Here is a 12,007-nt window from a genome sequence, read left to right on the forward strand (position 1 = left end):
CCCCAGTAATCGTCGCTTGCGCACTAGCGCAAGAGCCGGTATTATCCGCCGCTCAAAATTTGCCCGGCCGCGCAAGCGTCCGATCTCCTTGCTACACCGGCTTTATTGGAATTCCGGGTAGCTAAAACCCGTAAGGAGCTTTACATGCGACATTACGAAATCGTATTCATGGTCCATCCGGACCAGTCTGAGCAAGTGCCCGGTATGATCGAGCGCTACACCGCGACCATCCAGAAAGACGGCGGCCAAGTGCACCGTTTGGAAGACTGGGGCCGTCGTCAGCTGGCTTATCCCATCAATAAAGTCCACAAAGCCCACTACATTATGATGAATGTAGAGGCGAGCAATGATTCCATCGAGGAATTGAGCACCACATTCCGCTATAACGATGCGGTAATTCGTAATCTGGTGATTCGGACTGATGAAGCTGTGACTGGTGAGTCATTCATCATGAAGCAGGAAAAAGAGCAGCGCGAGCGTAAGAACCGTTACGAAGAGCGTCAGGCTTCAGAGTCTGCTCCCACGCCAGCGGCCGAAAAGCCCGCTGAAGCACCTGCAGCCGACACCGCTGCAACCGACACCGAAGCAGCCGCAGAGTAACCGGAGGATATAACCATGGCACGTTTTTTTCGCCGCCGTAAGTATTGCAAGTTCACCGCTGAAGGAATCAAGCAGATCGATTACAAAGATCTGGATACCCTCAAGCAGTATGTTTCTGAGACAGGCAAGATAGTACCTAGCCGTATTACCGGTACCAAAGCCAAGTATCAGCGTCAGTTGGCCACCGCTATCAAGCGTGCGCGCTTTCTGGCGTTGTTGCCGTACTCGGACGCTCATAAGTAAATGGGTAAGCCCGGTCTGAGCGCCGGGCACTAGCCGATGCGTGGTCTAGCTGAATTTGTTATGCGTGGCCGCCCACAGGCGCTGCTGGTAGGCATTATTGGTGCCTCCAGTCTGATGTTTGCGTGGGTTAGTGCTGCTGTAGTGGCGCTGGTCACGCTGAGAAAAGGCACCGCAGAAGGAGCCTCGCTGCTGGCCTGGTTGATATTGCCAGCAGGGTTTCTACTGGCATTGTTCGGTGACCCTGGTCCCCTCGGTTTAATTTTGGGGACGGCTGCGCTAGCGTTTATGCTGCGGTCAATGGTCGCATGGCAACCGGTGCTGCTGGGTGCCATAGGCGTTGGTGCCGTTAGCGGGCTGTTGATGTTGTGGTTCGCTGAGCCGCAACTGCAAATGATGGTAAAGATGTTCGAGGACTTCTTTGCCAACTTGCAGGCCGATATGCCTGATGGGCAGCAGTTGCCAGCGCCGGGAATAGTGACGTTGGCGGGCATGTTGGGACTGATGAATGCCGTGACCTGCGTATTGAGCCTGTTATTGGCTCGTTACTGGCAGGCACTGCTTTATAACCCTGGGGGGTTTCGTGATGAGTTTCACGCCCTGAGGTTGTCACCGCAGGTGGCATTGCTGCTGGCGATGTTGATGTTGGCAGTAGGTTTGTACGGTTTTGAATATCGCCCCTGGGCGGTGTTGTTTGCAGTGCCTCTGAGCGTAGCTGGCATCGCTTTTATCCACGCCCGGGCAGCATACCGTGGTTTGGGGATTGGCTGGCTGAGCATGTTTTATGTGTTCTGGCTGGTGCTGGACCCGGTAAAAATGGTGGTAATTGCTGTAGCTGTTGCCGACAGTTTGATGAATTTTCGAGGTCGCTGGCAAAGCCAGGGCGGGAATAAAGATTAACGACAAAGAGAGCTGGGCTCTCCATAAGTAGAGGAAACACAGATGGACGTTATTTTGCTGGAGAATATTGGCAAGTTGGGTGATCTCGGTGACCGTGTCACTGTAAAGCCGGGCTATGGTCGTAACTTCCTGATTCCACAGGGAAAAGCGGTACCTGCTACCGCTGCCAACGTGGAGACTTTTGAAGCACGTCGTGCTGAGCTGGAAGCCGCTGCTGCTGAAACCGTAGCTGCCGCTGAGGTTCGCGCCGGCAAACTGGCTGACTTGGGTCAGATCACTATCGAAGCCAATGCTGGCGAAGAAGGCAAGCTGTTCGGCTCTGTTGGTACCAAGGACATTGCCGATGCAATTACCGCTGCCGGCGTTGAGATCAGCAAAGCTGAAGTACGCCTGCCGGACGGCGCTCTGCGTGATCTGGGTGAGTTCGAGGTCAGTATTCACCTGCACTCTGCGGTAAACGCTGTAGTTAACCTGGCTATCATAGCCGAGTAAACGGTAGGTCCCAGCTCCTTCAGAGGGAGCTGCTGAAGAAAAAGCACGCGCTTGGCGCGTGCTTTTTTATGCGCGCAATATAGTGCCGGGTGTAGGGCCTGGCCGTTGGCACAGCTAAGACCCCACAGTTCGGATATAAAGCTCGCCAGGCAATAACATGCTTTTGTTTCCTGCGCTTTTGCAGCACAATTAGCGGTTCCCTTGAAACCACCATCTCAGGCACCCATGGCAGAGCAAGACTACCCCGCTGATATCATAGATCTGCCTTATTCCGATGACCCGGAAGTGTCCCGTATCAAGATGCAGCCGCATTCGGTGGCGGCAGAGCAGTCCGTGCTGGGTGGCTTGCTGTTGGCCAACGATGCCTGGGATGCGGTAGCAGAGCAACTTGCCCCCGATGATTTCTACCGCACCGACCATCGCCTGATCTTCCGTCAATTAAGCATTTTGATGGAGGCCCGTGAGCCGGTCGACGTGATTACTCTGTCGGACGCCCTCAACGCTGCCGGCGATCTGGATGCAGCAGGCGGTATCGCGTACCTGATCGAACTGGCCAGCAATACACCCAGTGCCGCGAATATTCGCGCCTACGCTGATGTGGTGCGCGAACGCTCCTCACTGCGGCATCTTATACGGGCGGCTCAGGACATTGCCGATACCGGATTTAATCCGGAAGGCCGTACTTCAGCTGAGCTGATCGACATTGCTGAACGTCAGATCATGCAAATATCTGAAACCGGCCCCAAGTCAGGCGGACCGCAAACGGTGAATCCGCTGCTGCGTAAAGCTGTTGACAAGATTGATGAACTTTACAACTCGGGTGGTGAGATCACCGGCCTGAGCACCGGTTTCGCTGATCTGGACGGCATGACTTCTGGCCTGCAGAAGTCAGACCTGGTTATCGTAGCCGGCCGACCGAGTATGGGTAAGACGGCCTTTTCCATGTGCCTGGTAGAGCATGCGGTGCTGACGCAGGAAAAGCCTATTCTGGTATTCAGTATGGAAATGCCCGCGGACTCACTCATTGTGCGGATGTTGTCCTCCATCGGCCGTATCGACCAGACCCGTATCCGTAACGGCAAGCTGGAGCAGGAGGATTGGCCCAAGTTGTCCGCCGCGGTCGCCAAGTTGAACGATGTGCCCTTGTTTATCGATGATACTGCCGCACTGTCGCCCACCGAAATGCGTTCACGCGCGCGGCGGGTGGCTCGTGAAAATGGCGGTGAGCTGGGTATGATCATGGTCGACTACATGCAGCTGATGCAGGTCACTGGTTTCACTGAAGGGCGTACCGCCGAGGTGTCGGAGATATCCCGTAATATGAAGGCGATTGCCAAAGAATTCGACTGCCCGGTGGTGGCTCTGTCGCAGCTGAACCGCTCGTTGGAACAACGCCCCAATAAGCGTCCGGTCAACTCTGATCTGCGTGAGTCAGGTAGTTTGGAGCAGGATGCCGATATCATCATGTTTATCTATCGTGATGAGGTATACCACGAAGATAGTCCGGATCAGGGCATTGCAGAGATAATCATTGGCAAGCACCGTAACGGGCCCATTGGCGCTGTGAAGCTGGCCTTCATGGGACAGTACACCCGCTTTGAGAATCTGGCGCCGAACAGCTATAACTCTGAATATTGATGCGGACTGCAGGTCGCGGACTGCAGGTTAGTCCGACAGCTGCTGCTTGATCTTTTCCAAAGCACTCAGCGCCTCATCGCGGCTGCTCAAGGGACTGTGTTCCTGAGTCAATGCAGGTAGCGTTGGCAGTTCCAGTGTTTCTCCCGCCAGCACCCGCGTGCAATAGCGCTGATAGTGCTCGCGGAACACTGGCCAGCTCTGTTTTTCGGCTGTATTGGTCAGAAAGAACCAGTCACTATCGCGACCCGCCAAATACACCGCGGCATGGCTCCAGGCGTGAGCTGCCCTTGGGCTCGGTGCCTGGCAGGCCTCCTGGTAGGCAGCGCGAGGCGCCGGCAGCCCCAGATGCTCTAGTGAGCTATGGCAGCTCTCCAGCATCCGATGCAGCGTCGGCAGGTATTCGCTGGTTTCGATGGCGCGCCGAGCGCCCAGTAAAATTTGTCGGGAGGGGTAGGGCGCCAGTGCTTCCAGCCACAACTTTTTGACGTGGCTGAGTTGTTCGTTGTCAGGGTAGGCCGAGTAAAACTGGTTGTGGTAGTTCAGCCGAAACAGTGCAAACACCTGATTGATGGTGTCTATCAGTTCTTCGGTGATCTTAGGGGGTGGCCCAGCTGCGGTCGTTGAGGTCGTCGTTGAGGCTCCGATCTCTTGTGCGGCCTTTCGTATTAGCTTGTTGCTGTCCTGCTGCATGGTTTGCATCCGCAGATTGAGTAAGTTGATGACGGTTGGCCCAGCGGTATTTTACATGCTGGAGAAATTTTGTGTTCCAGGACTGATGTAATTGGTTGCTGTCACGCCAGTATAGAATAAATTCGGGCAACAGCTGCTCGGCAAATTCGCCGTCAATATGTGACATGTGCAGAATGTCATACACATCGGCGGTCGGTTGCCAGTCTTCGGGAATGCGCCGTGGTTCGGTATCGTGGCTCACGGCCGAGGTGTAGCGCGCCCACTGGCGCCGTATGTGATGAATAAACTTCGAATTCAGTTCTTTGACCGTTGCGTTACGCTCGCGCCAGTAAAGAATGAATTCGGGAATCGCATCTTCCATAAAAGCCTGACTGACTTCGCTACGTTGCAGTATCTCCAGTGCATCAGCACTGGGTCGCCAGGAGTTATCCAGCTTGCTGTTTTGATCGGGGGCAAAGCGCTCGGCCTCATGCTGCTGCTGATGGCGCCAGCGGCTTAGCACGTGTTGACGGTATTTGTTCTCCCAGGCATGCGACACCTCGCCGCGCTCGCGCCAGTAAAAGACAAAGTCTTCCAACTGGTCGAGCGCGAACTGACGCGAAATATTGTGGTTCAGTGCCAGCATTTGCAGCAGGTCTTCACTCGGGCTCCAGCTGGTAGCGATGAGCCCGGCTGACGCCCGTTGCGCGTTTGGTGGTGGCTCTGCAGGGCGCGGCTTAGCTGGGGCCTTTTCCTGCAACTCGTTGATTGCAAAGAGAAATATTTCAGACTCATGCAGTGGTGGTGAGCCAACTAGAATCACACCCTTGTCGGCCAGACTTTTGCTGACACGGTGCAAGTCGACGGCAGTCCAGAACGGCAGGGTGTCCAGCAACCAGCGGCGTTCGATCGTCAACCAGGCGTAGCCGTTGCGTGTTTCCGGTGTTCGGTGGGTGAATACAGTGCCCAGATGTTGCAGCAAGATGGCTTCCTCGACGCCAATAGTCGCCGCCAGTGCCGGCGAAAACTGCAGCTGTGTTTCGGGAATTAATGAGGAGTCAGTCATGGTGCGCACGTTGTATTCGGCCGCTCATTCTAACGCCGGTGGCGACGCATGTCAGGAATATTCCATCTAAATCGAGCACGATGCTGGGGTCGGCCTTCCCGCTCTGCTAGCATAGGCCGATGGCGAAAACCAAAAACAAAACCGCGTTTGTCTGCAACGATTGCGGCTCGGAATACAGCAAATGGCAGGGCCAATGCGCTGACTGCGGAGCCTGGAATACGGTGGTGGAAATACGCCTGGGGCCAGCGCCCGGCGGTGGTCTGGCGGGTAAGTCCGCGGCGACACGTAAGGGTTTTACGGGCACGCTGAGTGAGGCGAGGGTGCTCAGTGACATTGATCTGCAGGACCAGCCTCGTATTAGCACCGGTGCCGGTGAACTGGACCGGGTGCTCGGCGGCGGTCTGGTGCCGGGTTCTGCCATATTGATTGGCGGTAATCCGGGCGCGGGTAAGAGTACCCTGCTGTTGCAAACCATGTGCCATCTGGCACAGGGCATGGAAGCCTTGTACATCACGGGTGAAGAGTCACTGCAGCAAGTGGCGATGCGGGCCAAGCGCCTGGAACTGCCCACTGATCGCCTGCGACTGATGTCAGAAACCAATGTCGAGGCTATTTATGCGGCGGCGCAGCAGTATTCTCCCAAAGTGCTGGTGGTCGATTCCATTCAGGTGGTGCACAGCGAAGACATTGCATCGGCTCCGGGTTCGGTATCCCAGGTGCGCGAGTGCGCGGCGTACCTGACCCGTTTTGCCAAGCAGACCGGTACCGTATTATTCCTGGTCGGGCACGTCACCAAGGACGGGTCACTGGCCGGTCCCAAGGTGCTGGAACACATGATTGACTGCTCTATCTTGCTGGAGGGCAGCGATGACTCTCGTTTCCGTACGCTACGGGGCCAGAAGAATCGCTTTGGCGCAGTCAACGAACTAGGCGTGTTTGCAATGACTGAAGGCGGGCTCAAGGAAGTCAAAAATCCGTCCGCCATATTTCTCAACCGCGCCAGTGAGCCGGCTTCGGGCAGTGCGGTCATGGTGGTGTGGGAAGGCACGCGTCCCTTGCTCGTAGAAATTCAGGCGCTGGTCGACGACAGTCAGTTGAGTAATCCGCGCCGCGTGGCTGTGGGGTTGGAACAGAATCGGCTCAACATGCTACTGGCAGTGCTGCATCGCCACGGCGGCCTGCAAGTGGGTGATCAGGATGTGTTTGCCAATGTGGTCGGCGGCGTTAAAGTGCTGGAGACCAGCGCTGATCTGGCGCTATTGCTCGCCATTGTGTCGAGCTTCCGCGACCGCATATTGCCTTCAGATATGGTGATTTTTGGTGAAGTGGGCTTGTCCGGTGAAATTCGTCCGGTGCCCAGCGGTCAGGAGCGCCTGCAGGAAGCTGCCAAACATGGTTTTACCCGCGCAATCGTGCCGCGGGCTAATATGCCCAAGCATCCCATCGCGGGGATGACAATAACCCCGGTGACCAAATTGAGCGAGGCGCTGGCTGCCGTCTGAGACAGCCCCAAAGGTTATTTCAGCTTGCGGTATTTGACCCGGTGCGGCTGATCGGCGGCGCTGCCCAGACGTTTCTTGCGATCTTCTTCGTAGTCCGAAAAGTTACCTTCGTGAAAGATGACGCCGCCGTCATCTTCATAAGCCAGAATATGCGTGGCAATACGGTCCAGAAACCAGCGATCGTGCGAAATCACCAGGGCACAGCCAGGGAAGGCCAATAGGGCTTCTTCCAGCGCGCGCAGGGTTTCCACATCAAGGTCGTTGGTGGGCTCATCCAGCAGCAGCACGTTGGCGCCTTGCTTGAGCAGTTTGGCCAGATGCAGTCGGTTGCGCTCGCCGCCGGACAGATCCTTAACAAATTTCTGTTGGTCGGCGCCCTTGAAATTGAAACGCCCGGCATAGGAGCGCGAATTAACTTCGTAGTTGCCTATTTGGATGATGTCTTGTTCGTCGGAAATTTCTTCCCACACGGTGCGCGAGCCATCCAGATCATCGCGACTCTGGTCAACGTAGGCCATTTGTACGGTCTCGCCAATGCGTACGGTGCCAGCGTCCGGAGTCTCGGCGCCGGTAAGAATCTTGAACAAGGTCGATTTACCCATACCGTTGGCGCCGATAATGCCCACCAGTGAACCTTTGGGCACATTGAAACTGACGTTTTCAAACAGCTGCCGATCGCCAAAAGACTTGGCGATATTGTCGACTTCAATCACCACATCGCCGAGCCTGGCGCCGGGCGGAATGTAAATCTCGTTAGTCTCGTTGCGGGACTGAAAGTCCTGTGACTGCAATTCGTCAAACCGCTGCAGACGCGCCTTGCTTTTGGCCTGACGGCCCTTGGGGTTGGAGCGCACCCATTCCAGTTCTGACTTGATGGCTTTTTGGTGCGAGGCTTCCTGACGAGATTCTTGTTCCAGTCGGGCCTCTTTGGCGTTCAGCCAATCCGAGTAATTACCCTCATAGGGAATGCCGCGACCGCGGTCCAGTTCCAGAATCCAACCAGCGGCATTATCGAGGAAGTAGCGGTCGTGGGTAATGGCTACCACAGTGCCGGCAAAGTCGAGCAGAAAACGCTCCAGCCAGGCCACACTCTCAGCGTCCAGGTGGTTGGTCGGCTCGTCCAGCAGAATCATATCGGGGCTGGAAAGCAACAGACGGCACAGAGCAACCCGTCGCAGTTCGCCGCCAGACAGGGTGCTGACATCCGCATCCCAGGGTGGCAGTCGCAGCGCGTCCGCGGCAACCTCAAGGCGATGCTCCAGATTGTGGGCATCGGTGGCGGCAATGATGTCTTCCAGTTGTGCCTGACGTTTGGCCAGCGCATCGAAATCCGCATCGGGCTCGGCGTAATCCACATACACTTGCTCTAACGCTGCCATGGCATCAATCGCCTCTTGCACGCCTTCTTCCACATTGCCACGCACGTCCTTGGCAGGGTCAAGCTTGGGTTCCTGCGGCAGGTAACCCACCTTAATGCCCGGCTGGGGGCGCGCTTCGCCGAGGATGTCGGTATCCAGCCCCGCCATAATGCGCAACAGTGTCGACTTGCCCGAGCCGTTAAGGCCCAGTACGCCAATCTTGGCGCCGGGGAAGAAAGACAAAGAGATGTCTTGAAGAATAGTTTTGCGGGGTGGCACAACCTTGCCAACCCGGTTCATGGTGTATACGTATTGCGCCATGGCTTGGGATTCTGCTGCTTACGGAGGAAGGGTGAATTGTACGCAAAACCTGCCCCCATAAGCTACTGCTGCTGGCCATACAGCGCCGCTGGCTGGCGCTCTGGGGGTGATTGCCAGCGCAGCGTGCAAGCGGTCCAGTATTCGTCGAGGAAAAACCATGCAAAAAGAGGGGCGAGAGTGGATAACTGCAGCCTAAATCGGTAGAATCGCCGCCTTATTTTTCCACTCTTTTCCATTACGCAGGGGCATAGCCGATGTTTGATAACAAGCAGTCAGTGGCAGATTTTGACCCGGAAATCTGGTCAGCGCTAAACGAAGAAGACCGCCGTCAGGAGGAGCATATCGAATTGATTGCCTCCGAAAACTACACCAGTCCTATGGTCATGGCGGTGCAGGGCAGCAGCATGACCAATAAGTATGCTGAAGGTTACCCCGGCAAGCGCTACTACGGCGGCTGTGAATTTGTCGACAAGGCCGAGGAGCTGGCAATTGCTCGGGTCAAACAATTGTTCGGCGCCGACTATGCCAATGTCCAGCCTCACAGTGGTTCGCAGGCAAACTCCGCGGTATTTCTGGCCCTGTGTGAGCCCGGCGATACCGTGCTCGGTATGAGTCTGGCCGATGGTGGTCACCTTACCCACGGTGCTGCGCCCAGCTTCTCGGGCAAGGTTTACAATGCTATTCAGTACGGTTTGGATGCGGACACCGGAGAAGTAGATTACGCCCAGGTCGAGGCGCTGGCCAAAGAACATAAACCGAAAATGATCATAGCTGGTTTTTCGGCTTATTCACGGGTTATGGACTGGAAGCGCTTTCGTGAAATCGCCGACATGGTAGGCGCCTGGTTGATGGTGGATATGGCGCACGTGGCTGGTTTGGTTGCCGCCGGCGAATACCCCAACCCGGTACCGTATGCCGACGTAGTGACATCCACGACGCACAAGACCCTGCGCGGACCGCGTGGCGGCATCATCCTCGCGCGTGAAAACGAAGCGCTGGCAAAGAAGTTCAACTCAGCAGTGTTCCCCGGTGGTCAGGGCGGTCCCTTGATGCATGTTATCGCGGCCAAGGCGGTCTCCTTCAAGGAAGCGCTGGAGCCTGAGTTCAAAACCTATCAGGCGCAAGTTGTGAAGAATGCCAGGGCAATGGCGGCAACGTTCCTTGAGCGTGGCATCAACATCGTCAGCGGCGGCACCGACAACCACCTGATGCTGGTGGATCTGATCGGCAAGCCTTACACCGGTAAAGACGCAGACGCGGCATTGGGCGCAGCCAACATCACCGTTAACAAGAACGCGGTCCCCAACGATCCACGTTCACCCTTTGTCACCTCTGGATTACGCGTCGGAACCCCCGCCGTGACCACTCGCGGTTTTGGTGAGGCGGATATCGTCGAGCTGACCGGTTGGATGTGTGATGTTCTGGAGTCGCTTGAGCAGGACAATTCAGAGCAGGTAATTGCCGAAGTGAAGGCAAAAGTGCTCGCTATCTGCGCTCGCTTCCCAGTTTACGGGTAACCCAAACAGGGGACGGGTGGAGCATGAAAATATGTTACCATTCAAACACTTATAGTAATTAGTGTGGCGACAAAGACATGCATTGCCCGTTTTGCTCGGCTGAAGATACCAAAGTTATAGACTCCCGCCTGGTGGCCGAAGGCGATCAGGTGCGGCGTCGACGCGAGTGCCTGAGCTGCTCCGAGCGTTTCACCACCTATGAAACCGCCGAGCTGCTGATGCCCAAGTTGATCAAGAGCAATGGTAATCGCGAGCCTTTCGATGAGGCCAAGCTCCGCGCCGGCATGTTGCGTGCGCTGGAACGGCGACCCGTGGGTGCCGAGGAAACCGAGGCCGCTATCAACAATATCAAACACCAACTGCAGGCCACCGGTGAGCGCGAACTCAAGTCGCGTGTGGTTGGCGAGTTAGTGATGACCGCATTGCGCGAACTGGATGATGTGGCCTACGTGCGGTTTGCCTCGGTCTATCGTAGCTTTCAGGACCTCAGCGAATTTCAGGACGAAATTGAACGCCTGCGTACCGGGGCGCCAGACGCAGAGAACACGCCGACGAGCTGAGGCTCGTTGCAAACCTTCCCATGCTGACCAGTTTCGATTCCCAGATGATGGCGCGGGCCCTGCAACTCGCTGAGCTGGGGCGCTATTCGACCCGTCCCAATCCCAGTGTGGGGTGCGTATTGGTCAGCCAGCAAAAGATAGTAGCTGAAGGCCGCACGCGTCCTGCCGGCGGTGACCACGCCGAAGTGGATGCTTTGCGTCAGTGCACAGACAACAAGGGTGTGCATGCGTATGTAACGCTGGAGCCCTGCAGTCATCAGGGTCGTACCGGCCCGTGTTCTCAGGCGCTCATTGAAGCCGGTGTGGCAGTGGTCTTTGTGGCCATGCGCGATCCCAATCCAGACGTGAGTGGCACTGGTATCGAGCAGTTGCGAGCGGCTGGTATCAGCGTTGTCGAGATGCCATTAGAAGCCGTAGCGCGGCCGATCAATGCAGGGTTTTTTCAGCGTATGGAAACCGGGCGACCGCGGGTGCGCCTTAAGATGGCCAGTAGCCTGGATGGTCGCACGGCTATGGCAAATGGCGAAAGCCAATGGATTACCGGCCCAGCCGCTAGAGCCGATGTGCAAAGGTGGCGCGCGCTTAGCGGTGCCATTGTCACCGGTGTGGGCACGGTATTACAGGATGATCCGGCACTAACCGTGCGCGAATCGGGCTACGATATTCCGCAGCAACCGCTGCGGGTGATTGTCGATTCGAAGTTACGCACGCCGCTCCACAGCAAGATATTGCAGCAACAGGGCGTGACACTGATTGCCCACTGTAGTGAGGAACCCGGCACGGAGCTGGCCCGGCAGGGCGCGCAACTGCTGGGTTTGCCCGCCAACGATGGACGGGTGGACCTGCCAGCGTTGATGAGCGAATTAGCCCGGCGGCAGTGCAACGACATTCTGGTAGAATGCGGTGCCGAACTGACGGGATCACTACTCGCAGCGCAGTGGGTAGATGAGATTTTGTTGTATATGGCACCGGCCCTTTTGGGTAGTGCGGCGCGGCCGCTGGCGCAATTGCCGTTTACGGCCATGGCGCAGAAGCTCGAGCTGGACATTGAAGATGTACGTCAGGTAGGCGCAGACCTGCGGTTACAACTGCGGCCACGCTATCAGGTAACGGGAGCAACGGCGTCCTGACAGGGCGCGTTGAA

12 protein-coding genes are annotated in these 12,007 nt (G+C 56.5%); 9 read left to right on the plus strand and 3 right to left on the minus strand.

Annotated elements, in window-relative coordinates:
* Window positions 1–144 precede the first annotated feature (144 nt).
* From rpsF to dnaB, 5 genes are all read left to right on the plus strand, one after another.
* On the plus strand, window positions 145–600 hold the full coding sequence (gene rpsF, locus EYC98_RS18050) for a 30S ribosomal protein S6 (RefSeq protein ID WP_279246792.1): 456 nt from the start codon (window positions 145–147) through the stop codon (window positions 598–600).
* Between the two features lie 15 nt (window positions 601–615).
* On the plus strand, window positions 616–843 hold the full coding sequence (gene rpsR / locus EYC98_RS18055) for a 30S ribosomal protein S18 (RefSeq protein ID WP_279246793.1): 228 nt from the start codon (window positions 616–618) through the stop codon (window positions 841–843).
* A 36-nt stretch (window positions 844–879) separates the two neighbouring features.
* Window positions 880–1,740, plus strand: coding sequence for a hypothetical protein (locus EYC98_RS18060; RefSeq protein ID WP_279246794.1), 861 nt, complete (start codon window positions 880–882; stop codon window positions 1,738–1,740).
* Window positions 1,741–1,782: 42 nt separating this feature from the next.
* Window positions 1,783–2,232 carry a 50S ribosomal protein L9 gene (gene rplI, locus EYC98_RS18065; protein WP_279246795.1) on the plus strand — a complete coding sequence of 150 codons (450 nt, stop codon included), beginning with the start codon at window positions 1,783–1,785 and terminating at the stop codon, window positions 2,230–2,232.
* 225 nt (window positions 2,233–2,457) lie between these two features.
* On the plus strand, window positions 2,458–3,870 hold the full coding sequence (gene dnaB / locus EYC98_RS18070) for a replicative DNA helicase (RefSeq protein WP_279246966.1): 1,413 nt from the start codon (window positions 2,458–2,460) through the stop codon (window positions 3,868–3,870).
* Window positions 3,871–3,897: 27 nt separating this feature from the next.
* On the opposite strand, the gene EYC98_RS18075 is transcribed toward dnaB, so the two are convergent.
* On the minus strand, window positions 3,898–4,560 hold the full coding sequence (locus EYC98_RS18075) for a replication protein P (protein ID WP_279246796.1): 663 nt from the start codon (window positions 4,558–4,560) through the stop codon (window positions 3,898–3,900).
* A complete protein-coding gene (locus tag EYC98_RS18080) occupies window positions 4,466–5,605 on the minus strand; it encodes a DnaT-like ssDNA-binding domain-containing protein (protein ID WP_279246797.1) in 1,140 nt (379 codons plus the stop codon). The genes EYC98_RS18075 and EYC98_RS18080 overlap by 95 nt, the downstream gene beginning before the upstream one ends.
* 119 nt (window positions 5,606–5,724) lie before the next feature.
* On the opposite strand from EYC98_RS18080, the gene radA reads away from it, so the two are divergent.
* On the plus strand, window positions 5,725–7,107 hold the full coding sequence (gene radA / locus EYC98_RS18085; RefSeq protein WP_279246798.1) for a DNA repair protein RadA: 1,383 nt from the start codon (window positions 5,725–5,727) through the stop codon (window positions 7,105–7,107).
* 14 nt (window positions 7,108–7,121) lie between these two features.
* Here the strand turns inward: radA and ettA are convergent, their stop codons facing one another.
* A complete protein-coding gene (gene ettA / locus EYC98_RS18090; RefSeq protein WP_279246799.1) occupies window positions 7,122–8,786 on the minus strand; it encodes an energy-dependent translational throttle protein EttA in 1,665 nt (554 codons plus the stop codon).
* A gap of 254 nt (window positions 8,787–9,040) precedes the next feature.
* Between ettA and glyA the strand changes: the two genes are divergently transcribed.
* From glyA to ribD, 3 genes are all read left to right on the plus strand, one after another.
* The gene (gene glyA / locus EYC98_RS18095; protein ID WP_279246800.1) at window positions 9,041–10,303 is read left to right on the plus strand and encodes a serine hydroxymethyltransferase; all 1,263 of its coding nucleotides are present in this window, start codon (window positions 9,041–9,043) and stop codon (window positions 10,301–10,303) included.
* Between the two features lie 77 nt (window positions 10,304–10,380).
* Window positions 10,381–10,863 carry a transcriptional regulator NrdR gene (gene nrdR, locus EYC98_RS18100; RefSeq protein ID WP_279246801.1) on the plus strand — a complete coding sequence of 161 codons (483 nt, stop codon included), beginning with the start codon at window positions 10,381–10,383 and terminating at the stop codon, window positions 10,861–10,863.
* Window positions 10,864–10,883: 20 nt separating this feature from the next.
* On the plus strand, window positions 10,884–11,993 hold the full coding sequence (gene ribD, locus EYC98_RS18105) for a bifunctional diaminohydroxyphosphoribosylaminopyrimidine deaminase/5-amino-6-(5-phosphoribosylamino)uracil reductase RibD (RefSeq protein WP_279246802.1): 1,110 nt from the start codon (window positions 10,884–10,886) through the stop codon (window positions 11,991–11,993).
* The last annotated feature ends 14 nt before the right edge of the window (window positions 11,994–12,007 follow it).

It is taken from the genome of Candidatus Litorirhabdus singularis (assembly GCF_026262625.1).
GTDB lineage: Bacteria > Pseudomonadota > Gammaproteobacteria > Pseudomonadales > Halieaceae > Litorirhabdus > Litorirhabdus singularis.

Bases quoted from the DNA above. Each gene is read 5' to 3' on its own strand.
- rpsF (WP_279246792.1), top strand. From the start codon at position 145: ATGCGACATTACGAAATCGTATTCATGGTCCATCCGGACCAGTCTGAG.
- rpsR (WP_279246793.1), top strand. From the start codon at position 616: ATGGCACGTTTTTTTCGCCGCCGTAAGTATTGCAAGTTCACCGCTGAA.
- EYC98_RS18060 (WP_279246794.1), top strand. From the start codon at position 880: ATGCGTGGTCTAGCTGAATTTGTTATGCGTGGCCGCCCACAGGCGCTG.
- rplI (WP_279246795.1), top strand. From the start codon at position 1,783: ATGGACGTTATTTTGCTGGAGAATATTGGCAAGTTGGGTGATCTCGGT.
- dnaB (WP_279246966.1), top strand. From the start codon at position 2,458: ATGGCAGAGCAAGACTACCCCGCTGATATCATAGATCTGCCTTATTCC.
- EYC98_RS18075 (WP_279246796.1), bottom strand. From the start codon at position 4,560: ATGCAGCAGGACAGCAACAAGCTAATACGAAAGGCCGCACAAGAGATC.
- EYC98_RS18080 (WP_279246797.1), bottom strand. From the start codon at position 5,605: ATGACTGACTCCTCATTAATTCCCGAAACACAGCTGCAGTTTTCGCCG.
- radA (WP_279246798.1), top strand. From the start codon at position 5,725: ATGGCGAAAACCAAAAACAAAACCGCGTTTGTCTGCAACGATTGCGGC.
- ettA (WP_279246799.1), bottom strand. From the start codon at position 8,786: ATGGCGCAATACGTATACACCATGAACCGGGTTGGCAAGGTTGTGCCA.
- glyA (WP_279246800.1), top strand. From the start codon at position 9,041: ATGTTTGATAACAAGCAGTCAGTGGCAGATTTTGACCCGGAAATCTGG.
- nrdR (WP_279246801.1), top strand. From the start codon at position 10,381: ATGCATTGCCCGTTTTGCTCGGCTGAAGATACCAAAGTTATAGACTCC.
- ribD (WP_279246802.1), top strand. From the start codon at position 10,884: ATGCTGACCAGTTTCGATTCCCAGATGATGGCGCGGGCCCTGCAACTC.